Source organism: Mesorhizobium opportunistum WSM2075 (assembly GCF_000176035.2).
Classification (GTDB): Bacteria; Pseudomonadota; Alphaproteobacteria; order Rhizobiales; family Rhizobiaceae; genus Mesorhizobium; species Mesorhizobium opportunistum.
The window spans coordinates 2,474,160-2,494,673 of sequence record NC_015675.1 but is presented as its reverse complement, the minus strand read 5'-3'; the positions used below and the strand labels follow the sequence as shown (position 1 = coordinate 2,494,673).

22 protein-coding genes and 1 pseudogene are annotated in these 20,514 nt (G+C 63.3%); 8 read left to right on the top strand and 15 right to left on the bottom strand.

The genetic code is table 11. From position 1 onward, the window contains the following. Position 1: 1 nt before the first annotated feature. The 6 genes from MESOP_RS11970 to MESOP_RS11945 all read right to left on the bottom strand — a co-directional run bounded on the left by MESOP_RS11970 (position 2) and on the right by MESOP_RS11945 (position 5,330). Positions 2-565 (bottom strand): DUF4142 domain-containing protein, encoded by a 564-nt coding sequence (locus MESOP_RS11970; RefSeq protein WP_013893596.1) that lies wholly within the window; start codon positions 563-565, stop codon positions 2-4. Positions 566-670: 105 nt separating this feature from the next. Then, positions 671-1,495, bottom strand: coding sequence for a carbohydrate ABC transporter permease (locus tag MESOP_RS11965; RefSeq protein WP_013893595.1), 825 nt, complete (start codon positions 1,493-1,495; stop codon positions 671-673). 1 nt (position 1,496) lies between these two features. After that, complete coding sequence (locus MESOP_RS11960; protein ID WP_049802450.1) at positions 1,497-2,411, bottom strand: carbohydrate ABC transporter permease; 915 nt, start codon at positions 2,409-2,411, stop codon at positions 1,497-1,499. A 50-nt stretch (positions 2,412-2,461) separates the two neighbouring features. Further along, complete coding sequence (locus MESOP_RS11955; protein WP_013893593.1) at positions 2,462-3,730, bottom strand: ABC transporter substrate-binding protein; 1,269 nt, start codon at positions 3,728-3,730, stop codon at positions 2,462-2,464. A gap of 158 nt (positions 3,731-3,888) precedes the next feature. Beyond that, positions 3,889-4,377 carry a GNAT family N-acetyltransferase gene (locus MESOP_RS11950; RefSeq protein ID WP_013893592.1) on the bottom strand — a complete coding sequence of 163 codons (489 nt, stop codon included), beginning with the start codon at positions 4,375-4,377 and terminating at the stop codon, positions 3,889-3,891. A 5-nt stretch (positions 4,378-4,382) separates the two neighbouring features. Continuing rightward, positions 4,383-5,330, bottom strand: a complete 948-nt coding sequence (locus MESOP_RS11945; protein WP_013893591.1) for a lytic transglycosylase domain-containing protein — start codon at positions 5,328-5,330, stop codon at positions 4,383-4,385. 180 nt (positions 5,331-5,510) lie between these two features. Here MESOP_RS11945 and MESOP_RS11940 point away from each other — a divergent pair, with 180 nt between their 5' ends. Continuing rightward, a complete protein-coding gene (locus MESOP_RS11940; protein WP_013893590.1) occupies positions 5,511-6,080 on the top strand; it encodes a methylated-DNA--[protein]-cysteine S-methyltransferase in 570 nt (189 codons plus the stop codon). A gap of 33 nt (positions 6,081-6,113) precedes the next feature. On the opposite strand, the gene MESOP_RS11935 is transcribed toward MESOP_RS11940, so the two are convergent. After that, entirely contained in the window at positions 6,114-6,848 is a 735-nt protein-coding gene (locus MESOP_RS11935; protein ID WP_224728908.1) for a nuclear transport factor 2 family protein, read from the bottom strand. Position 6,849: 1 nt separating this feature from the next. Continuing rightward, on the bottom strand, positions 6,850-7,752 hold the full coding sequence (locus tag MESOP_RS11930; RefSeq protein WP_013893588.1) for an MBL fold metallo-hydrolase: 903 nt from the start codon (positions 7,750-7,752) through the stop codon (positions 6,850-6,852). Between the two features lie 164 nt (positions 7,753-7,916). Between MESOP_RS11930 and MESOP_RS11925 the strand changes: the two genes are divergently transcribed. Further along, positions 7,917-8,807, top strand: coding sequence for a LysR family transcriptional regulator (locus tag MESOP_RS11925; protein ID WP_013893587.1), 891 nt, complete (start codon positions 7,917-7,919; stop codon positions 8,805-8,807). 67 nt (positions 8,808-8,874) lie between these two features. Here the strand turns inward: MESOP_RS11925 and MESOP_RS11920 are convergent, their stop codons facing one another. Then, a complete protein-coding gene (locus tag MESOP_RS11920; RefSeq protein ID WP_041164629.1) occupies positions 8,875-9,204 on the bottom strand; it encodes a hypothetical protein in 330 nt (109 codons plus the stop codon). 274 nt (positions 9,205-9,478) lie between these two features. Here MESOP_RS11920 and MESOP_RS11915 point away from each other — a divergent pair, with 274 nt between their 5' ends. The 3 genes from MESOP_RS11915 (at position 9,479) to MESOP_RS11905 (ending at position 10,413) form a co-directional block, all read left to right on the top strand. Further along, a complete protein-coding gene (locus tag MESOP_RS11915; protein WP_010910991.1) occupies positions 9,479-9,691 on the top strand; it encodes a cold-shock protein in 213 nt (70 codons plus the stop codon). Between the two features lie 270 nt (positions 9,692-9,961). Beyond that, complete coding sequence (locus MESOP_RS11910; RefSeq protein WP_013530089.1) at positions 9,962-10,162, top strand: hypothetical protein; 201 nt, start codon at positions 9,962-9,964, stop codon at positions 10,160-10,162. Then, positions 10,159-10,413 (top strand): type II toxin-antitoxin system RelE family toxin, encoded by a 255-nt coding sequence (locus MESOP_RS11905; protein ID WP_013893585.1) that lies wholly within the window; start codon positions 10,159-10,161, stop codon positions 10,411-10,413. Before MESOP_RS11910 ends, MESOP_RS11905 begins: the two co-directional genes overlap by 4 nt. 22 nt (positions 10,414-10,435) lie before the next feature. Here the strand turns inward: MESOP_RS11905 and MESOP_RS11900 are convergent, their stop codons facing one another. The 3 genes from MESOP_RS11900 to MESOP_RS11890 all read right to left on the bottom strand — a co-directional run bounded on the left by MESOP_RS11900 (position 10,436) and on the right by MESOP_RS11890 (position 12,886). Beyond that, a complete protein-coding gene (locus tag MESOP_RS11900) occupies positions 10,436-11,044 on the bottom strand; it encodes a glutathione S-transferase family protein (RefSeq protein ID WP_013893584.1) in 609 nt (202 codons plus the stop codon). An 82-nt stretch (positions 11,045-11,126) separates the two neighbouring features. Then, complete coding sequence (locus MESOP_RS11895; RefSeq protein WP_013893583.1) at positions 11,127-11,996, bottom strand: EAL domain-containing protein; 870 nt, start codon at positions 11,994-11,996, stop codon at positions 11,127-11,129. Further along, positions 11,993-12,886 (bottom strand): EAL domain-containing protein, encoded by an 894-nt coding sequence (locus MESOP_RS11890; RefSeq protein ID WP_013893582.1) that lies wholly within the window; start codon positions 12,884-12,886, stop codon positions 11,993-11,995. The genes MESOP_RS11895 and MESOP_RS11890 overlap by 4 nt, the downstream gene beginning before the upstream one ends. 232 nt (positions 12,887-13,118) lie before the next feature. On the opposite strand from MESOP_RS11890, the gene MESOP_RS11885 reads away from it, so the two are divergent. Continuing rightward, positions 13,119-14,321: a pyridoxal phosphate-dependent aminotransferase gene (locus MESOP_RS11885; protein WP_013893581.1), complete on the top strand. Its 1,203-nt coding sequence runs from the start codon at positions 13,119-13,121 to the stop codon at positions 14,319-14,321. Between the two features lie 69 nt (positions 14,322-14,390). Here MESOP_RS11885 and MESOP_RS11880 read toward each other — a convergent pair whose 3' ends face one another. Further along, on the bottom strand, positions 14,391-14,786 hold the full coding sequence (locus MESOP_RS11880; protein WP_013893580.1) for a (R)-mandelonitrile lyase: 396 nt from the start codon (positions 14,784-14,786) through the stop codon (positions 14,391-14,393). 323 nt (positions 14,787-15,109) lie between these two features. On the opposite strand from MESOP_RS11880, the gene MESOP_RS11875 reads away from it, so the two are divergent. Both MESOP_RS11875 and MESOP_RS36740 read left to right on the top strand, forming a co-directional pair. Continuing rightward, positions 15,110-17,161, top strand: coding sequence for an elongation factor G (locus tag MESOP_RS11875; RefSeq protein ID WP_013893579.1), 2,052 nt, complete (start codon positions 15,110-15,112; stop codon positions 17,159-17,161). 724 nt (positions 17,162-17,885) lie between these two features. Continuing rightward, positions 17,886-18,346: pseudogene (locus tag MESOP_RS36740) on the top strand (methyltransferase family protein). Between the two features lie 168 nt (positions 18,347-18,514). Here the strand turns inward: MESOP_RS36740 and MESOP_RS11865 are convergent. Together MESOP_RS11865 and trxB are read right to left on the bottom strand one after the other, a co-directional pair. Further along, positions 18,515-19,411: a LysR family transcriptional regulator gene (locus tag MESOP_RS11865; RefSeq protein WP_013893578.1), complete on the bottom strand. Its 897-nt coding sequence runs from the start codon at positions 19,409-19,411 to the stop codon at positions 18,515-18,517. A 91-nt stretch (positions 19,412-19,502) separates the two neighbouring features. Next, a complete protein-coding gene (gene trxB, locus MESOP_RS11860; protein ID WP_013893577.1) occupies positions 19,503-20,477 on the bottom strand; it encodes a thioredoxin-disulfide reductase in 975 nt (324 codons plus the stop codon). Positions 20,478-20,514 lie beyond the last annotated feature (37 nt).

The window sequence follows — 20,514 nt, the reverse complement described above, 5'->3', positions numbered from 1 at the left end:
ATCATCCCTGATGCGCGGCGGCCAGTTCCTTCACATGCTTTTCGTGCATCTTCAGCACCGGCAGCGTCTTCTTGGCAAACTCCTTCATCGTCGGGTCGTCGCCCGACTTGGCGTAGGTGCTGAACAGCGCGACCGCCTGCTTGTGCGCTTCGGTCTGCATCATGATGTATTTTGTGTCGAAATCCTTCCCGCTCGCGCCCTTCAGTTCGTCGAGCATCCGCTGCTCCTTGGGCTGCAGCGCCGGTCCGGCCGGTTTGATCGAAGCCGTGGTCTGGCCCTGGCTCAGCGCCGTTTTGAAATCCTCGCCGGCCTTGGTGTGGTCCTTGATCATCTGGCGTGCGAAGGCCTTGACGCCGGCCGATGCGGATTTCTGTTCGGCCAGCTTGCTCGACTGGATTTCGAACGCGTTGGCGTTGGGCACGGTGGTGACGAAGGTCTGGGTGTCGACCTTGCTGTCGGCCACCAGCGGCGCGACTTCGGTGGATTTGGTGCCGTTCGTTTGCGCAAGGGCTGCCGGCGCGCAGGCCAGCAAGGCTGCGGCGGTCGCGGTCAGAAGCGTTTTCATCTGAAATCTCCGATCCGGAATGGTCCCTCTGCCAACTCAACGCCGCACGAGCCGTGCGGTTCGCCTCGATCGACAAATCGTTGTCGATCGATCGGCCTCACCCCCTCACCCCTTGACCCCGCCGGCAGTCAGGCCGGAGACGATCTTGCGCTGGAAGATCAGCACCAGCACCAGCAGCGGCACGGTGACGATCACCGACGCGGCCATGATGTTGCCCCAGGGGATCTCGAACTGCGAATTGCCCGACAGCAGCGCGATCGCCACCGGCACGGTGCGCTGTGCGTTGTTGGAGGTGAAGGTCAGGGCAAACAGGAACTCGTTCCACGCGCCGATGAAGGCGAGCAGTCCTGTGGTCGCCAGCGCCGGCCACATCAGCGGCAGGAATATCCGCGTGATGATGATCCACGGCGTCGCGCCGTCGAGGATCGCCGCCTCCTCGACCTCGACCGGCAGGTCGCGCACGAAGGCGGTCAGCACCCACACGGTGAACGGCAGCGTGAAGATCATGTAGGAAAAGATCAGCGCGAACAGCGAATTGTAGAGGCCGAACAGGCGCACCAGTTCGAACAGCCCGGCCAGCACCGCCACCTGCGGAAACATCGAGACCGAGAGGATAGCGAACAGCAGCGCCGAGCGGCCCCGGAAGCGGATGCGCGCCAGCGCGTAGGCCGCGGTGACGCCCAGGAACAGGGAGAGTGCCACGACTGCGCCCGAAACGACCAGCGAATTCAGAAGGTTGCGCACGAAGCTGCCCTCGGTCAGCACGTTGCGGTAGTTGGCCAGGCTGAACGTCTTTGGCCAGAGGTCGGTCTGGAACAGCTCGGTGCCTGATTTCAGGCTGGTGACGATGGCGTAGTAGAACGGGAACACCGCGACGAAGACGATTACCCCAACCAGCAGGTAAAAAGCCGCGCGCTTCAGGAGCCACATCTCAGCGGCCTCCATCCAGGCTGACGCGGCCGATCCGGATGGTGGCGATGGTGAGCAGAGCCAGGATCAGGAAGAGCAGCGTCGAGGCGGCCGAGCCATAGGCGAACTTGTCGAACTCGAACAGGTTCTCGCGGGCGAACACCGACATCGACTTGGTGTGCACATTGTTGGGCGTCAGCACATAGATCAGGTCGAAGATGCGCAGCGCATCGAGGGCGCGGAAAATGACGGCCACCATCACCGCCGGGCGGATCAGCGGCAAGGTTACCCGCCAGAAGATCTGCCAGGGATTGGCGCCGTCGAGCTTCGCCACCTCGATGATCTCGCGCGGCAGCATCTGCAATGCGGCCAGGATCAGCAGTGTCATGAACGGCGTCGACTTCCAGATGTCGACGATCAATACCGCCGCCATTGCGGTTTCAGCAGTGGCCGTCCAGGCGATTTTGCCGTCGATCAGGCCGAAATTGATGAGCACGACATTGATGATGCCGAACTGGTCGTTCAGCATCCACTGCCACATCTTGGCCGAGACGATGGTCGGGATCGCCCAGGGGATCAGGATCGCCGCCCTGACGACGCCGCGGCCCGGAAATTCGGCATTGAGCACCAGCGCCACGATCATGCCGAGGATCGTCTCGCAGCTCACCGAAATAGCCGCGAAGCGCACCGTGTTCCAGACGGCGCGCCACCACACCGGATCGACCAGCAGGCCGTCATAGAGGACGCGGCCGCTCGGCATGCTGAACACCGAGAAATAGTTGGCGAAGCCGACCCACTGGCGCGCGTCGAGATCGGCCAGCGAGGCGTCGGTGAAGCTGAAATAGACCGTGCGGGCAAGCGGCCAGCCGGCCGCGGCGGCCAGCACCAGAAGCATCGGCGCCAGGAACAGCCACGCCGAGCGAACGCGCTGTGCCATCAGCCGCGAGCGCGGACGCCCCGCCTGGCTGGCGCCTGCCGGCTCCGCGCTCACCAGCCGCGGCCCTTCAGCCTGGTCAGCGTCGCTTCGAGATCGGCCAGATTGTCAGCGGCGGCGCCGTCGCCCGACAGCGTGTTGTGAACGGCATTCCAGAACTGGCTCGATGCCTCGTTGTACTTGATCCCTGTCGCGGACGAGGGACGCGGCACGGCATTGAGAAATATCTGCTTCCAGTGCGGAACGATCGGCTGTTGCCTGGCAATGTCGGCATCGTCATAGAGCGCCTGGATGGTCGGCAGGTTGGATGTCTTCAGCGTGCGGTATTTCTGCATCGCCGGCGAGGCGATGAACTTGACCAGCTCGATCGCCGCGTCCGGATGCTTTGAATATTTGGACACCGCGAGGTTCCAGCCGCCGAGCGTCGCGACCGGCCGTGCGCCTTCGCCCGTGCCGGCTGGCAGTGGCGCCACGTCGAACTTGCCCTTGATCGGCGACCCCTCGCCGTTGCCAAGCGCATAGGCATAGGGCCAGTTGCGCATGAAGACGGCGTTGCCTGTCTGCCAGACGCCGCGCGATTCCTCTTCCTGGTAGGCAAGCACGCCGGGCGGCGAGATGGTCCCGATCCAGCCCTTGGCCATGTCGAGCGCCGCTGCCGCTTGTCGGTTGTTGATGGAGACAGTGCCGTCCGGCTCGATGATCTGGCCGCCGCCATTCGACATCACCCATTCGAGCGCGTTGCAGGTCAGCCCCTCATAGGCATTGCCCTGGAAGACGAAGCCCCAGATATCCCGATTGCCGGAGGCACGTTCCTTGTCCATCACCAGCTTCGCGGTATCGCCCAGCTCCTTCCAGGTGGCCGGCACCTTGGCGCCGTACTTGTCGAGGAGATCCCTGCGGTAGTAGAGCGCCGGGGCATCGGTGAAGATCGGCAGGGCGACGAGCTTGCCGTTGACGGTCTGCGACTGGATGATCGAGGGGAAATGCGCACCCACGACATCCCGCGTCGCCGCGGTCAAATCCACGAGCTGGCTGGCGAGCTGCGGCGCCCAGATGACATCGGTCTGGTAGATGTCGATGTCGCTGTTTCCGGCGGCAAGCCACAGCCGGTACTGGCCGAACTGGTCGGTCCCGGACGACGGCATGACGACGATGGAGACCTTGTTGCCGCTTTCTTTCTCGTAGCGGTCGAGGATCTCGCGCAGCACCTTGATGCCGTTGCCGGTGTCGCCCGACACGATCGACAATTCGACGGCACGCACAGGGACCGTTCCCAGCATGACGGTGACCGCCAACGCCAGAAATGCATGGAAAAGCTTCACGATGGGGTTCTCCATGCGATCTGACGACGCGGATACGCCGGCAGTTCGTCAGGCCCCACCGTTCAATGAATGCAAAGCGACGCTTTGGGTTCCCGAGTCATCGCGGATGACCAGCGATCGGACCAACCAGCGATCGGGCTGATCGGCACGCTCGGAAGCTACCCCTCCCAGGCGACAGGCATCATCCCCAGCCGCTCATAGAGCCGAACGGCGGCGGCGTTCTCGACCGTGTTGGTCTTGAGGTCGACATGGTCGGCGCCGCGATCGCGAAAGGCGGAGAAGACGTGCCACATCAGTGCTTCCGCTATGCCCCGGCCGCGCGCCTCGGAATGGACGGCGAGATCCTTGACGAAAGCACGCGTCCAGCAAAGCGCCGCCGCCGCCAGCCGGCCCTTGGCGTCGATGACGAGGAAACAAAGCGCGGGGTCGAATTCGGGATCACCGGATATGCGCGGCCACCATTCGTCGAACGGGCCGTCGGCGCCGTCGTCGAACACGTCGCCGAGCAGCGCATGCAGGGGCAGCGCGTCACCGGGCTCAAACGAGCGCATGGTGAAACCCTCCGGCCAGTGCGGTACAACGAGCATCTCGTCGAGGATCTTGCGCAGCCGGATGTCGTTCAGGGCCGGCGGGCGCGGTTCAGGCATCGCGCTCAGGCGTCGGGCTGCAGGCGCTGCCGCTTGCGGTCGGTGCCGAGGCCCGTCGCCTCGAGCAGGCCCTTGCGCTTGGCGTCGAAATAATAGCCGGTCTGGTAGAGCCAGTCGGCCTTCTTGGCGTTGCCGTCCGACACCAGCCAGGCGCCACGCAGATATTTGACCGCGTATTTGAGATTGGTCTCGGCATCGAACAGGCCCTTGGCCGGTCCGTCATAGCCCATGCCGCGGGCCGTCGCGTGCTTGATCTGCATCAGGCCCCAATGGCCGTTGTTGTAGGCCTTGGGATTGAAGGTGCTTTCGCGGTTGACGACGTGGCGCACCAGATCCACCGGCACCTGGTAAAGGGCGGCGTATTTGACGATCAGCCGGTCGACGTCACCGCGCATGCCTGTGTGCTCTTCCTGCGCCGGAGCGGCCGGATCGACCGGCGCGGACGGGAACTGCACCAGGGCAGCCGGATTCTGCGGCACGACATAGGCCACCTGCTGCACGCCGGGCATGGTTTTCAGGCCACCCTTGGCGACTGCGGGCACGATGAGCCCTGCGGTCGTGTATGTCTCCGCCGCCTTGGCCGCTTGACCGGCCTTGGTGGGCGGCGGCGCCTGCCAGGCATTGGCGGTCATCACTGCGGGTATGGCCGGCGCGGTTGGCGTCGCTCCGGCAAAGGCAGCGGTCGCCGCAGCCGGCTGGGCAGCGGGATCGAGACCCGGCGCGGCCGGGTCAGGCGTCAGTTCGGCTGCCTGAACGGGCGCGATGCCAGAGGATTGCGGCAGCACCGAAACCTTATCCGGCAACGGTACCGTGAAGCCTGCATCGCTGCCGGCAACTTCAGCGGTTTCGGTCAGGGATGGCGCCGCCTTCATCTGCGAGGTCGACGTGCAGCCGCTAAGGCCGGCAGCGGCGACGATCACGCCGATCGCGATAAGGTTCAGTTTTGCTGGCAAGCCGCGCTCGGGTCCGGTTCGTCGGGTGTTAAGAAATCCCTTACACCAGCGATTCAGCACCGGCAATCAGGGCGATCAGGTGGTTTTCGGGTGGCGAGGCGCAGGCGGTGATGCCATATTGTTCCTGATATGTACTGGCAGGAATCCCGGATTTCGCCGCTTTGCGGAAAGGAGCGCATCATGGAAACGCCATCTTCGATCACAGCCGGCCACGCAGTGTTAGAAACAGTGATCGGTTTCATGGGCATCGCCTGGAGCGAAAAGGGCCTGATCCGGCTCTGCCTGCCCGAACGCAGCCGCGAAGCGGTGGAGCGGCGGCTGATGCGCCATCCCGGCGTTTCCGCCTCCACGGCCCAGCCACCATGGGTGGTCGACCTGATCGCTTCGATCAAGGCATATACCACAGGCGAGGACGTCGATTTCACCGGCGTACCCGTCGATCTCGACGGCGTCGACGATTTCCGCCTCGCCATCTACGACGCGGCGCGAAAGCTCAGCTATGGGCAAACCACCACCTATGGCGAACTCGCCAAGCGCGCCGGCCATGCCGGCCTGCCGCGCGAAACGGGTGCCGCCCTTGGCGCCAATCCGGTGCCGCTGGTCATCCCCTGCCACCGCATCCTGGCCGCCGGCGGCAAGATCGGCGGCTTCTCGGCACCCGGCGGCTCGATCACCAAGGAAAGGATGCTGGCCATGGAAGGCGTGCGCGTCGGCCCGCCGCCACCGGCGCAGGTCTCGTTCGGGTTCTGAACCGGCGGCCAAGGCAGCACGCAAGGGGCTGGATCAGTACATTGGTCGCTTGTTCGTCGGATTGGCCGGCACCGGCTGCATCACGTCCCAATGCTCGGCGATCTTGCCATCCTCGACGCGGAAAATATCCACGATGACAGTCTCCGCCATGTCGCCCGTCTTCGGCTGGACGACCTCCGTCATGACAAGGTCGCCTTCGGCGATCACCCGCTTGAAGTCCACCTTTTGTTTTGGCCAATTCGCAACACCCATGCTTTCGAGAAGCTTTTTGACTGAGTCTCGGCCGTCGGTCATCGTCGGGTTGTGCTGGATATACTTGTCCGCCCAATAGCGATCGAGCGCGCTGAGGTCATGGTCGCCGAACAGCGCTTGATAGGCCTTCAGGACAAGCGCCCTGTTTTCCTGGATCAGTTGATGTTGCCGAACCGCCTCCTTGGCCGGCTTGGCGTTTCCCGCATGTGCGGCGACGGTGAGGACCACGACGGCGAAAGCGGCCGCCGCGAAGGATCTAAGGCGCAACATGTATGGCTCCTTGGATTGTGTGGATTTCAGATGAGGCGGAGCATTGGGCATTCCAATGATCCCGCCGTCCCGCAATTTGTAGGTGAGCGAAGGGCACCTCGACGACGGCACGGGCCAGCATAGGGGGATGCCTCCCCTCCGCTTCGGTTCATTCGATGTCGGGGAAAGAACGGCCGCAAGATCGCCGCCGTTCTCCTCGGAAGTTCCCTCGATAGTCCGGCGGATCAGATCGAGGGTCGGTGCCATGTCAGCCCCACTTCATCTCGCCCTTGGCGACCTTGGATCCGATATCGAGGGCAACGCCCATGCCGAGACCTGGAAAGCGGGCCTCCATGGCTGCCTTTAGCGCTGCGCTGTCGGCCGCCTTGTTCAGCTCGCCCTCGAAGGCGAGGAGATAAGATTTGGTGAATTCCACCGCCGAAGGACCGGTCGCGGCATCGGGGGTCATATGGCCCGGCACCACGACGGCGGGGTAGCGCGCTGCAACCGCATCCAGCGTCTTGACCCAGGCGGCACGGCTTTCCTTGGTCTGCGTGTCGGCGGTCCAGACATGAACACCCGCGAAGATCATCACGCCGCCGAACACGGCATTGAGCGACGGCACGAACAGGTACCGGCGATTGGCTAGTCCTTCTTCGGCATTGACGATCTCGATCGTCTCGCCGTCGATCGTGAGCGTTGGGCCGTCGAAAGCCTCGGGCAAGACGATGTCGGTCAGCGCCTGAGGGCCATTTTCCTTCAATTGCGGGCCCCAGACCGCGAGCTTCTTCTCCACGCTGTCCTTGATGGCTTCGAGCGTGGCTGAAGCAGCGATCACCTTTGCCTCCGGGAAGGCTTCCCGCACCGGCTTCAGGCCGAAGTAATAATCGGGATCGGACTGGCTGACATAGATGGTGGTCAGCTTCTTGCCTGTGGCCTTGATGGCCTCGGCGAGCGCTTTGCCGTCCGGATAGGTGAAGCCGCCATCGATCAACAGGGCCTCGCTCGGTCCAGACAGCAGCACCGGCGCGCGGAAGAAGCCGTTCGGACCCGCCGGGAAATGTTTCCAGTCGAGTTTGCTGCCGGCGGCCTGGCCGCGCTCCGCGGATGCGAAGACGGCGGTTGCGCCGAGGGCCAACGACGTCTTCATGATCTGTCTCCTCGTAAACATCGAATAGCTCCTTTGAATGGAATGGGATCGGGTGGCGGTGGCATCCGCGGGTCCGCCGCTGATGAAAGGACAGATCGGAAGGTAGCCCCGTTGGATTAATTGATAAATTATCTATAATAATACAGACTGTATGCCATCAGCTTACAATAAATCGAAGGCGTCCCATGGAACCGATCAACCTCAACCGCCTCGCCTATTTTGCCACCGTCATCGACGCGGGCTCGTTTACCCGGGCAGCCGAGCGGCTTGGCATCACGAAGGCCGTCGTCAGCCAACAGGTCGCCCGCCTTGAAGCCGAACTGCAGACCACGCTTCTCGTGCGCACGACGCGAAGGCTCGAGCCGACCGAAGCAGGCCGCCTTCTGCATGCACGTTGCGTCATGATCCTGCGGGACGTTGAAGAGGCAGTCGCCGAGGTCGCAGAGGGCAACACCGAAGTGGCGGGTGTGCTGCGCGTTTCGGCGTCCAATGACTATGGCGCGATCGTGCTGGCCCCGATCGCCGCCCGCTTTCGACAGGAATTTCCAGCCTGCGGCGTCGAACTGTTCATTTCCGATGCCATAATTGATTTGATCGGCAGCAAGATGGACCTGTCCATCCGGGTCGGTTGGCTGGAAGATTCCAGCCTGCAGGCGCGCCGCATCGGCACCTTCCGGCAGATCCTCGTCGCTTCACGGGATTTTGCCGCCAAGGTCACGGTGGACGAACCGGAAGATCTTGCTTCCTTGCCGCTCGTCGCCAATTCCGTCCTTCGCAAGCCGTTCACCTGGAGCTTCACCCGAGGCGATGTCGAGCCGCGGACGGTCACCATGCGCGAGACGTTCTCCATCAACTCGACACCGGCCGTCCTGGAAGCGACGCTCGCCGGCGGCGGGCTGGCGGTTCTGCCGGACTATCTGATCGCCGACTATCTATCGCAGGGTCGTCTCGTCCATATGCTGTCTGACTGGGCGCTGCCCTCCGGCGGCATTCACGTGGTCTACCCGGCCGCACGCTTTCGCCCGCAAAAGGTGACGCGGTTCGTGTCCATGCTCATGGAACAGATTCGCGAATGAAAGCGCATGCCGCCGAGCGGCGCAGGTTGAACAACTGAGAAAGCCTCCGCTGCAGTCGATGAGCGGCCTAGTCGTTGTGGAAGAATCGCCGCCGGAAACGCCTTTCATTGTCCGGCCGCTTGCAGTTGTAGACCGGACAGGACTTGGTGTCGGCGCTCGGCACATAGGCACGCGTCCTCACCTCGCCCATGGTGCAGAACTGCTGGCTTTGCACATAGCGGTCGTAGAGCGGCAGCCCCGGCACGCGTGCCGACTGATAGCGCAGGATGACGGCGCCCTGCCGCGCGATCGTCGACTGGACCTTGCCGCAGCTCATATGCGTCGGGTCGTAGCGCGAGATCGCCTGCGCCTCGGCGGCCACCAGCGTCAGGCAGGCGGCAAGCAGAATGGTTTTCATGGTCCTCTCCCCCGATCCGCCATCCTCCGACAGCGCGATCTGCCGCAACGGTTTCACCAGATTGGGGCGGCCGTTGGGCGGCCCCTCGATCACGGCTTTTTCACGCAGTCTTGTTTTTCGTCGGAAAGCAGCCTATATCAGGCCCATTGATATTTCGGCCGATCGATCCGGGCCTCGCGATCTTCGCGTTTGCTGACGTCTATCTCCAAAATCTCGATGCACACCGGCTGGACCTCGGTCTGGTCAAACCAAAGCAAATGCAAGGACTATTTTTATGGCAACTGGAACGGTCAAGTGGTTCAACGCCACCAAGGGCTTCGGCTTCATCCAGCCTGACGCGGGCGGCGCGGACGTTTTCGTCCACATCTCCGCAGTCGAGCGTGCTGGCCTGTCGACCCTGGTCGAAGGCCAGAAGATCAACTTCGAGATCGAGCAGGACCGCCGCACTGGCAAGTCGTCCGCTGGATCTCTGAGCAAGGCAGCCTGATTTTGCGAATGGCGCGCGCCGGGCGAGAGCTCGGGGCGCGCGGCAAGTCACGGATGTACTGACGGTCGCGCGAGAAGCGCGCCGGAGCGGAAAGACCCGACAGACTGGATCAGCAGATAGCTGCCAGCCCGGACTGGACGCTCCCAATCAGGCTACCAAGCACGGAAGGCGGGATTTATCCCGCCTTTTTGCTGTCTGGGGTTGGGTGCCGCAGCCGGCGCAATAGTCCCACCGGTGGTACTTTTGGCCCACTAGTGGTATCATTCGGCCATGACCAAACTTGAGCAGATCGAAAAATCCGTCGCCGAACTGAGCCCCGAGGAACTGAAGGCGTTTGCCGCCTGGTTCGAGGCGCTCCAGGCGGATATGTGGGACCGGCAGATGGAAGCCGACGCGAAGGCGGGCCGTTTGGACAGGCTTGCCGAACAGGCGCTGGCTGACCATCGCGCTGGTCGGACGCGGCCTCTGTGAACCACGTCGCCTCTCCATCGTTCTGGGAGGCTTATGAAAAACTGCCATCGTCAATCAGAGCAAAGGCGGACAGGCGTTTTGCCCGACTGCGTTGCGATCCTTTTCATCCCTCACTGCATTTCAAACAGGTCGGTCGCTATTGGTCGGCGCGAGTTGACGAAAACTACCGGGCTGTTGCCATACGCAACAATGAAGATGTGATCTGGTTCTGGATCGGCACCCACGCCGATTACGACCATCTGTTGAAATAGCCCCTCCTTCAAGAGGAGAAGGCTACCCCACCCACCCGACCGGCACATGCCCCGGATCTGCTTCCACCCGCCTCAGCCAGGCCGCCACCGCCGGATAGACGTCGAGCTGGAAGCCGCCCTGCTCCGCCGTGTGCGTGTAGGCATAGAGCGCGATGTCGGCGACGCTGAAGGCGCTGCCGGCGAAGAAGGCGTTGTTTTCCAGATATCTGTTCATCACGCCAAGCGCCTTGTTGCCGCGCTCCAATGTCACCGCCAGCCGTTCGGGCGTAGCATCCGCGGCCCTTTCGGGAAAGGTCAACAGCGCCTTGCGCACGGCGATGTAGGGCTCGTGGCTGTATTGCTCGAAGAACAGCCACTGATAGGCGAGCCCGCGCTCATACTTGTCCGCCGGAAGGAAGCGCGTGCCTTCGGCGAGGTAGAGCAGGATGGCGTTGGACTCGGCCAGCCGCCGGCCATCGTCGAGTTCGAGCAGCGGCACCATGGCGTTCGGATTCTTGGCGACGAAATCGGCTTTTCGCGTGTCGCCCGTATGCGAACTCACCTCGACCGTGGTGAAGCCGAGGCCGAGCTTGGCCATCAGCAGGCGCGGCTTGTAGCAGTTGCCGCTGTCGATCATGCTGTAAAGTATCATTGCCGTTCCCCGAGCGCTGCCTTGCAGAGGCGATTATCGCAGCGGCGGCGTCCTCAACCAATGATTTGTTTTGGCGCGACCATCAGCGCCGCTGATGCAACGTCCTGGCAAAGAGCGGCACGATCTTGTTGTCGAGGCCCAGCAGCGCGTCGATCACGAGCGGCGCTTCCTCGAAGACGGTGCCGGCCAGCGCCGGCCGGGCCAGAAGAAAGCCCTGCAGCAGATCGACGCCGGCTTCGAGCGCGACGCGCAGATGGATGGATTGCTCGATGCCTTCGACCAGGACCTTGGCGCCGCGGTCGTGCAGGCTGGATACCAGCGGGCGGAAGAAGCGTTCGGCTGCGGCATGGCGGCAGAACTGCGCGAACCAACCGCCGTCGATCTTGACGATGTCGGGCTTGAGCAGACTCACCCGCCCCTCGGTCGAGTGGCCGGTGCCGAAATCGTCGATGGCGATGCGAATGCCGTCGCGCCGCATCTCGCGCGCCAGCCGGGCAAGCAGCGCATCGTCCGCCGCCTGTTCGGTGATTTCGCAGACCAGCATGCGAGGAGCGAGGCCGAGTTCGCCCAGATGCCTGCTCATCAGCCGGATCTCGGCCAGCGCCCGCCCGGCATGATCGTTGACCAGCGGATTGTAGTTGAAGAACAGATCGAGCCGGTCGACGCCGATATTGTGAAAATTCCGAAGATGCAGCACCCGGCACATGGTCTCGACAAACAGCCGGTCCGGTGCGGCAACGCCTTCAAAGAACACCCGTGGCGACCCTGGCCGGCCGGCGCGGTGCGGCTCGATCAGGCCTTCGACCGCCACCGGGTGCAGGGTGTCGCCGCGCGGGGCGAAAATCGGCTGATAGGCGCTGCGCAGACGAAAGTCGCCATAAACGCCGAATTCGATGCCGACCTCGTCGACGAAGATCGCATCGCCGACATTGCGGCGCCGTTCGGGCCTCATGGCGCGACCCTGCGCCCGAAGGCTTTGACCGGTCGCGCCGTTTGCCGAACGGGCGACGCGACAGGCACGGTCTCGGCGGCGGAGACGGGTTCCGGCGGGACTTTGCCGAAGACGCGAAAGCTGGTCGGTGCCAGCTCGGGCCGTGCCAGCACATAGCCCTGGATCATCGACGCTCCCGACTTCTCGGCAAGCTCCAGCTGCCATCTTTCCTCGATGCCCTCGAACACGGTGCGGATGCCTTGCTCCTCGAAGCTTTTCACCATCGTGGTCAGCAGCGCGAAGCCGGCACCGGACTCCATCAGCTGCGTGATCCACTGCGCATCGAACTTGACGATGTCGGGCTTCAATTCCTTGATCCGGCCGATGTCGGACTCATCAGCGCCATAATCGTCCACCGCAATGCGAAAGCCGTTGCCCTTGAGCGCCGCCACGAAGCTGTGCAGGGTCTCCTGCGACGCCGACCTCTGTTCCGTCACCTCGCAAACGACGCGGCCCGGGTCGATGCCGGCCTCGTGCAGCACCAGCCGCATTTCGCGCAAGGCATTGTCGGCGATCGCCCGCTCGGTGAACACCGACGGGTCGAAATTGATGAAGATCGATGCCTCCTGCGGCAGGCAGGCGCCGGCGTTCAGGAGATGCAGCGTCCTGGTAAGCGCTTCGACATGCAGGCGGTCGGCGGCCGGACAAGTCGAAAAGAAGCTCATCGGCGATTGCGGCTCGCCATCGCGAAACGGCCGGATCAGCCCCTCGAAGGCGGTGACCGACAGCTTGCCCTCCTTGAAGGCGAAGATCGGCTGGAAGGCACTTTGCAGCGTATAAATGCCCCAGACACCGGTAGAGGTGCCGTCATCATGACGGATGATATGGGCAAGCCCGACGCTGCGCGACACGGTTCCTCGCTCCGCAATTGGATTGCGATCCTGTCACGCAAGCCTCTACCGCCCGTTAATAAATTTATTGTTGCCGATCACGGCGCCCGATCATGGCTCCCAATCACAGCTCATTGACCGCGCGACCCACCTGGCACAGCCAAGAAAGCTTGCACTGCGCGGAATGATGCGACATGAGAAGCGCCGCGGCCGCTCCTGGCCGCGCCGATCCTCTCAGGAGAGACAAAAGGTCATGGCCTTTCTTGCCGACACCCTTTCCCGCGTGAAGCCTTCCGCCACCATCGCAGTGACGCAGAAAGCCCGCGAGCTGAAAAATGCCGGCCGTGACATCATCGGCCTCGGCGCCGGCGAACCGGATTTCGACACGCCCGACAACATCAAGAATGCGGCGATCGAGGCGATCCGGCGTGGCGAGACCAAGTATCCGCCGGTTTCGGGCATCGTGCCGCTGCGCGAGGCGATCGCGAAAAAGTTCAAGCGCGAGAACAATCTCGACTACAAGCCCGAGCAGACCATCGTCGGCACCGGCGGCAAGCAAATCCTGTTCAACGCTTTCATGGCGACGCTGAACCCCGGCGACGAAGTCATCATCCCGCGCCCCTACTGGGTCAGCTACCCGGAAATGGTGGCGATCTGCGGCGGCACGTCGGTGTTTGCCGACACCTCGATCGAAAACGGCTTCAAGCTGACCCCGCAAGTGCTGGAGAAGGCGATCACGCCGAAGACCAAATGGCTGTTGATGAACTCGCCGTCGAACCCGTCGGGCGCGGCCTACACCGAAGCTGAACTGCGCGCGCTGGCCGACGTGCTGCTCGAGCACCCGCATGTCTGGACGCTGACCGACGACATGTACGAGCACCTGACCTATGGCGACTTCGTCTTCAAGACCCTCGCCGAGGTCGAGCCGAAGCTCTATGAGCGCACGCTGACCATGAACGGCGTATCGAAAGCCTATGCCATGACCGGCTGGCGCATCGGCTACGCGGCCGGCCCAATCCAGCTGATAAAGGCGATGGACATGATCCAGGGCCAGCAGACATCGGGCGCCTGCACCATCGCGCAATGGGCCTCGGTCGAAGCGCTCAACGGCCCGCAGGACTTCATCGCCAAAAACAAGGCGATCTTCCAGGGCAGGCGCGATCTTGTCGTCTCGATGCTCAACCAGGCACGCGGCATTTCTTGCCCATCCCCGGAAGGCGCTTTCTACGTCTATCCGTCCTGCGCGCAGCTGATCGGCAAGAAGACCAAGGCCGGCAAGGTGATCGACACCGACGAAGCCTTCTGCTCGGAACTGCTCGAGGCCGAGGGCGTGGCGGTGGTGTTCGGCTCGGCCTTCGGCCTCGGCCCGAACTTCCGCATCTCCTACGCCACCTCGGATGCCCTCCTGGAGGAAGCCTGCACGCGCATTCAGCGCTTCACCGCATCGCTGACCTGATCAGGCGCATCGTCGCAGCCAACGGAAACCCGGCTCCACGCCGGGTTTTTTGTGAGCCCGGCTCGGCACTCAGCCGCCATACTGCTCGGCGGTCACCGCTTCCAGCCAGTCGGCGTGGACGCCATCGAGCGCTTCCTGCATGGCGATATGCGTCATTGCCGATTTCGGCGCCGCGCCATGCCAGTGCTTCTCGCCGGGCGCGAACGAGATGACGTCGCCTGCCCTGAACTCCTGGACCGGTCCGCCCCAAGTCTGGGCAAGGCCGGCACCCGAGGTGACGTAGAGCGTCTGGCCGAGCGGATGTGTGTGCCAGTATGTGCGAGCACCCGGCTCGAAACTGACCAGTGTCGCCCTCAGCCGCGCCGGTTCCTCCTTCTCGATGATCGGCGTCTGCAGAACCCGGCCGGTGAAGTACTTTTCGGGTGCAATGATGGTGGGTACGCTGCCGCAAGCAATGATCTTCATCGTCTAATCCCAGGACCGGTGGTGAAGCGACCGACGGCAAACGCCGTCTCTCATTCGAGGCGGGTGCATTCTCGGCCGATATCTTCCGAGGCGCAACCGGCCGTTTGCCGCGCCGGCGCAAGAGCACCTGACGCAGCGGCTGATTCCTATTTTTCTTGCCCTGCCGGCAAACAAGTGGGACGATGCTTTCGGGCAGGTGGTGAAACCAAAAGAACCCCGCCCGCGACGGTCGAACAGGCCGGCCGCCGCTCAGGACCGATTGACCACGCCTGAACCATGCATGCCAGTCGGTCCTACGGGAAACGCCTGAGTGGAGGTCAGTCATGGGTACTCGCGCCGGAGGACGACGCACGGGACCGAAATGCATTGCCATAGTCGGTCCCTTCGCAAGCGGTAAGACGACACTTCTCGAAGCCATATTGGCCCGTACGGGCGCCATTCCCCGACAAAATCCCGTTTCTTCCGGCAACACCGTTTCCGACCATTCGCCGGAGGCGCGTGCCCACGCCATGAGCGTCGAGGCGACGATCGCCACCACCGAATTCATGGGCGAGCAGATCACCTTTGTCGACTGCCCCGGCTCGATCGAATTCTCCTTCGAGGCCGAACCGGTGCTGGCCGCCTGCGACCTCGCCGTGGTCGTGGCCGAGGCCGATGAAAAGAAGATCCCCGCCCTGCAATTGATCATGCGCAAGCTCGACGATCTCGGCGTGCCGCGCCTCCTGTTCCTCAACAAGGTCGACAAGGCGATATCGGGCGTGCGCGACACGCTGAAGATGTTGCAGCCGGCCAGTTCGGTACCGCTCCTGCTGCGCCAGATTCCGCTGCGCAAGGACGGCGTCGTCATCGGCTCGATCGACCTGGCGCTGGAGCGCGCCTACATCTACCGCGAATATGCCGAGAGCGAGGTGGCCGAGATACCGGGTGACGACAAGGCGCGCGAGCTGGAAGCGCGCTTCTCCATGCTGGAGACGCTCGCCGACCATGACGACCAGTTGATGGAACAGCTGCTCGAGGAGATCGAGCCGCCGAAGGACGCGATCTTCGACGACCTCTCGGCCGATCTGCGCGACGGCGCGGTGACGCCGGTGCTGATCGGTACCGCCGAGAAGGGCAATGGCGTGCTGCGCCTGCTGAAGACGATCCGCCACGACGCGCCCGACATCGAGGCGACCCGCAAGCGGCTCGGCGCACCGGATGGCAGCGCCACCGTGGCCCAGGTGATGAAGACCATTCACACGCCGCATGGCGGCAAGCTGTCGGTGTCGCGCATCCTGTCAGGCCAGGTTGCCGACGGCTCCGAACTCTGGCTCCCCGGCGGCGGCACCGCCAAGGTCTCCGGCATCTATCGGATGCTCGGCAAGGATCAGTTCAAGCTCACCGCCGCCAGGGCCGGCGACACGGTCGCGCTCGGCAAGCTGGACGAGGTCAAGACCGGCCAGACGCTGACCTCGGCCAAGGGCGGCATCAAGCAGCTGTTCAATGTCGAACCGCCGCAACCGGTCTTCGCCTTCGCGCTGCGCCCCAAAGAGCGCAAGGACGAGGTGAAGATGTCGGCGGCCATCCAGCGCCTGGCCGAGGAGGATCCCTCGCTCAACCTGCGCCACAACCAGGACTCGGCCGAGACCGTACTGTCCGGCCATGGCGAGATGCATCTGCGCGTCGTGCGCGAGCGGCTCGAGGGCAAGAACCAGATTCCGGTCGAAGGCCATGCGCCGGCGGTGCCCTACCGCGAGACGATCCGCAAATCGGTGCAGCAGCGCGGCCGCCACAAGAAGCAGTCGGGCGGCCATGGCCAATTCGGCGATGTGGTGATCGAGATCAAGCCGCTGCCGCGCGGCTCGGGCTTCCAGTTCACTGACACCATCACTGGCGGCGTGGTGCCGAAGACCTACATCCAGTCGGTGGAGACCGGTGTGCGCGACTACCTGAAGTCCGGCCCGCTTGGCTTCCCCGTCGTCGATGTCGCCGTCAACCTCTCTGACGGCTCCTACCATGCGGTCGATTCCTCCGACATGGCCTTCCAGATGGCGGCGAAGCTGGCGATGAAGGAAGGCATGGCCGCCTGCTCGCCGGTGCTTCTGGAACCGGTGATGAAGGTCGAGATCGTCACCCCGTCCGACGCGACGTCGAAGATCATCGCGCTGATCCCGCAACGCCGCGGCCAGATCCTCGGTTATGACGCGCGGCCCGACTGGCCGGGATGGGATGTCGTCGAGGCGACCATGCCGCAGGCCGAGATCGGCGACCTGATCATCGAGTTGCGCTCGGCAACCGCGGGCGTTGCCAGCTATCGCGCCGTCTTCGACCACATGGCCGACCTCACCGGCCGCCTCGCGGACGAGGCGATGAATGCCAACGGCAAGGCCGCGTGATTTCCATCCTGATATAACGCCCCCTCGAAATTCGAGGGGGCGGAAATAAAAAACGACGCCCGGGGAGCCGGACGCCGTTTTGTTTTGCGGACCGTTTTCTTGGGAGGAGAAACGGCAGGTCCGCCGCATATGCAGTCGCCGAGCTTCGGCAAAAAGGTTCGGACGCGGTAGCCGCCTGAGCCCGGGTCGTTCGAGTGATGCCCCCATCTCCCGTCCGAACCACACCGCGTCCTATGGTCTACATAGCAGATGGAGGATGCCCTTGTCATGTTACCAGAGGTTACATGACACTGTTACGCGGCAATTCAGGTGAAATTCTCAGCCGCCCTGGGGGGCATCTGGGCAACAAAAAAGCCGGATCAATGAAGATCCGGCTGAGTTTGATGGAAGTGCCTGTTAAGGCTAACCTCCAGAGGGGAACACTCGAGGGCGCTAATGGGAGGAGAACGCGCCCAGGAGATGATCTATATATGTGCTCATCATGCCCAAGAAACAAGCATCTATTTTGCAACACACGCATGCAAAAAGACGCAGGCTGTGGTCTAACCCGCTCCCGACGCCAATAGGACCAGTGGAATCGTCGAATTGCAGCGCGCGATCGGGCCATTGTCACACCGGAATCGCGAATAGCGATCGGTTTTCGCCGCGAAATGCCAAAACCGCGCAATGACGTGGAAGTGAGCAGCAGGCGTTCATTTCTAAGGCAATCGGGAGGAGCCAGCCAATGCGTACGTTCACGGCGATTGCCGGCAGCGCTATTTTCCTGATTGCGGCACCTGGCGTGGTCGCCGGTCTGATCCCGTGGCTGCTCAGCGATCGCTGGGGCCTGCCTTGGTCAGCGATGCCGGGCTTTGTGCTTGCCGGCTGGGGTCCTGATCCTCGCCGCGCTGGAGGCTGGGGACACCAGCACCGGTCGCGCCGACCGAAAAGCTGGTGATCGGCGGCATCTACCGCCACGTCCGCAACCCGATGTATGTCGCGGTGCTGTCGATCATCCTCGGCCAGGCGCTGCTGTTCTCGAGCTGGACGCTTGTCGCCTATGCCGCCGTCGGCGCGGTCATCATGGGCGCCTTCGTCAGGCTCTACGAGGAGCCGACGCTCAGCCGTCGTTATGGCGCAGAATACGAGACCTACCGCCGCAACGTGCCCGGCTGGCTGCCGCGCCTCACACCCTGGCGGGGGTGAGCCGGCTTGCGGACGCAGCGCCGCAGAGGATATGTCGAGATTCAGGTCAGGCCGAGCCGAGAACGGCAGCTTCCGAGAACCGGAACGGAGCGGACTTTCCGTCCGTGAGTACCGGAAGCGCAGGAAGCTCTCGTTCGCAGGCCGGCCTCACCTGAATATCGGCATATCCTAAAAAGACCAGCTTCTGGCCTTGGCGATGATGAAATCCCGGAACACGTGCAGCTTGGCCTGGTTCTTCATCGCGTCTGGATAGGCGAAATAGGTGTCGAAGGACGGCACCTCGGTCTCCGGCAGCAATTGCACCAAGCCGGAGTCCTTGCTGATCACATAGTCCGGCAGCATGGCGATGCCAGCACCGCCCTGCACGGCCCGCTTGATCGACAGGATGTCGTTGATCTGCAGCGAGGGTACACGCTGGCCGCCCTCGAAATCGCCCACCGTCTCCAGCCAGTTCAGCTCCGACAGATGCGAAGGCACCGGCAGGCCGAAGGTGACGATGCGATGGGTCCTGAGCTCCGCGACCGAGGCTGGCTTGCCATGCTTGGCGACATAGGAAGGGGCGGCGTAGAGGTGGAAATGCACGGTGAACAGGCGGCGCTGGATCAGATCCGGCTGCTGCGGCTGACGCAGCCGGATGGCGCAGTCGGCCTGGCGCATGGTGAGATCGAGCTCCTCGTTGGCGAGGATCAGCTGCAGGCTGATTTCGGGATAGAGCTCGATGAATTCCTGCACCCGCTCGGTCAGCCAGCCGGCGCCGAGGCCAACGGTCGTTGTCACCCTGAGCACGCCGGAAGGACGGTCCTTGGTCTCGGTCAGCCGCGACTTGATGGTCTCGAGCTTCATCAGCACGTCATGCGCCGTGCGGAACAGCATCTCGCCTTGCTCGGTCAGCACCAGGCCGCGTGCATGGCGGTTGAACAGCGGCACGCCGACATCATGCTCGAGCGCGCTGACCTGCCGCGAGATCGCCGATTGCGACAGGTGCAATGTCTCGGCCGCGTGCGTAAACGACCCCGCTTCCGCCGCTGCGTGAAACACGCGTAGCTTGTCCCAGTCCAACGCCATGATACCCCTCGTTCTGTTTGGCGTCTGAATGAAAAATCAGGCTTTTGCACGGCGTTTCCAAGCCGCTTTTTTAACAGTTTTACAGCGACCCCTATTCCGCTGCTTCGCGATGCACCTCGATACCGGCCAGATACTTTTCCGCCTCGAGCGCCGCCATGCAGCCGAGGCCCGCCGCCGTCACCGCCTGGCGATAGATATCGTCGGTCACGTCGCCGGCCGCGAACACGCCGGGCACGTCGGTGCGGGTCGAATCCGGCGCGGTCCACAGATAACCGTTCGGCTTCTGCTTCAGCTTGCCGGCGAACAGTTCGACCGCCGGTGCGTGGCCGATCGCCACGAACACGCCATCGACCTTGAGGTGCGTTTCGGCACCGGTCACCGCATGCTTGAGCTTCAGCCCTTCGACCGACGGCGGCAGCGGCGTCTTGCCCGGGCGGCCGGTGACCTCGTCGACGATCGTGTCCCAGATGACGCGGACATTGTCCTTCTTCAGCAGCCGCTCGCGCAGGATGCGCTCGGCGCGGAAGTCGCTGCGCCTGTGGATGACCGTCACGCTCTTGGCGAGGTTCGACAGATAGAGCGCCTCCTCCACCGCCGAATTGCCGCCGCCGACCACGGCGACATCCTTGCCGCGATAGAAGAAGCCGTCGCAGGTGGCACAGGCCGAGACGCCGAAGCCCATGAAATCCTGCTCGCTCGGAATGCCCAGCCACTTGGCTTGCGCACCGGTGGCGATGATCAGCGCGTCGGCCGTGTAGGTCGTGCCGGAATCGCCCTTGGCGCGGAACGGCCGCACGTTGAGGTCGACCTCGGTGATGATATCGTTGATGATGTCGGTGCCGACATGCTCGGCCTGCTTGAGCATCTGCTCCATCAGCCACGGCCCCTGGATAGGGTCGGCGAAGCCCGGATAATTCTCGACATCGGTGGTGATCATCAGCTGGCCGCCCTGCTGCAGGCCGGCGACAAGCATCGGCTTCAGCATGGCGCGTGCGGCATAGACCGCCGCCGTATAGCCGGCCGGGCCGGAACCGATGATGAGAACGGGCGCATGCTTGGTGGTCATTTGAAGCCTCTGCGGGGCAGACAATGGAGTGTTGCCT

Coding starts and splice junctions, on each gene's coding strand:
- MESOP_RS11970 (WP_013893596.1), bottom strand. CDS start 565: ATGAAAACGCTTCTGACCGCGACCGCCGCAGCCTTGCTGGCCTGCGCG.
- MESOP_RS11965 (WP_013893595.1), bottom strand. CDS start 1,495: ATGTGGCTCCTGAAGCGCGCGGCTTTTTACCTGCTGGTTGGGGTAATC.
- MESOP_RS11960 (WP_049802450.1), bottom strand. CDS start 2,411: ATGGCACAGCGCGTTCGCTCGGCGTGGCTGTTCCTGGCGCCGATGCTT.
- MESOP_RS11950 (WP_013893592.1), bottom strand. CDS start 4,377: ATGCCTGAACCGCGCCCGCCGGCCCTGAACGACATCCGGCTGCGCAAG.
- MESOP_RS11940 (WP_013893590.1), top strand. CDS start 5,511: ATGGAAACGCCATCTTCGATCACAGCCGGCCACGCAGTGTTAGAAACA.
- MESOP_RS11935 (WP_224728908.1), bottom strand. CDS start 6,848: ATGGCACCGACCCTCGATCTGATCCGCCGGACTATCGAGGGAACTTCC.
- MESOP_RS11930 (WP_013893588.1), bottom strand. CDS start 7,752: ATGTTTACGAGGAGACAGATCATGAAGACGTCGTTGGCCCTCGGCGCA.
- MESOP_RS11925 (WP_013893587.1), top strand. CDS start 7,917: ATGGAACCGATCAACCTCAACCGCCTCGCCTATTTTGCCACCGTCATC.
- MESOP_RS11920 (WP_041164629.1), bottom strand. CDS start 9,204: ATGAAAACCATTCTGCTTGCCGCCTGCCTGACGCTGGTGGCCGCCGAG.
- MESOP_RS11915 (WP_010910991.1), top strand. CDS start 9,479: ATGGCAACTGGAACGGTCAAGTGGTTCAACGCCACCAAGGGCTTCGGC.
- MESOP_RS11910 (WP_013530089.1), top strand. CDS start 9,962: ATGACCAAACTTGAGCAGATCGAAAAATCCGTCGCCGAACTGAGCCCC.
- MESOP_RS11900 (WP_013893584.1), bottom strand. CDS start 11,044: ATGATACTTTACAGCATGATCGACAGCGGCAACTGCTACAAGCCGCGC.
- MESOP_RS11895 (WP_013893583.1), bottom strand. CDS start 11,996: ATGAGGCCCGAACGGCGCCGCAATGTCGGCGATGCGATCTTCGTCGAC.
- MESOP_RS11885 (WP_013893581.1), top strand. CDS start 13,119: ATGGCCTTTCTTGCCGACACCCTTTCCCGCGTGAAGCCTTCCGCCACC.
- MESOP_RS11880 (WP_013893580.1), bottom strand. CDS start 14,786: ATGAAGATCATTGCTTGCGGCAGCGTACCCACCATCATTGCACCCGAA.
- MESOP_RS11875 (WP_013893579.1), top strand. CDS start 15,110: ATGGGTACTCGCGCCGGAGGACGACGCACGGGACCGAAATGCATTGCC.
- MESOP_RS11865 (WP_013893578.1), bottom strand. CDS start 19,411: ATGGCGTTGGACTGGGACAAGCTACGCGTGTTTCACGCAGCGGCGGAA.
- trxB (WP_013893577.1), bottom strand. CDS start 20,477: ATGACCACCAAGCATGCGCCCGTTCTCATCATCGGTTCCGGCCCGGCC.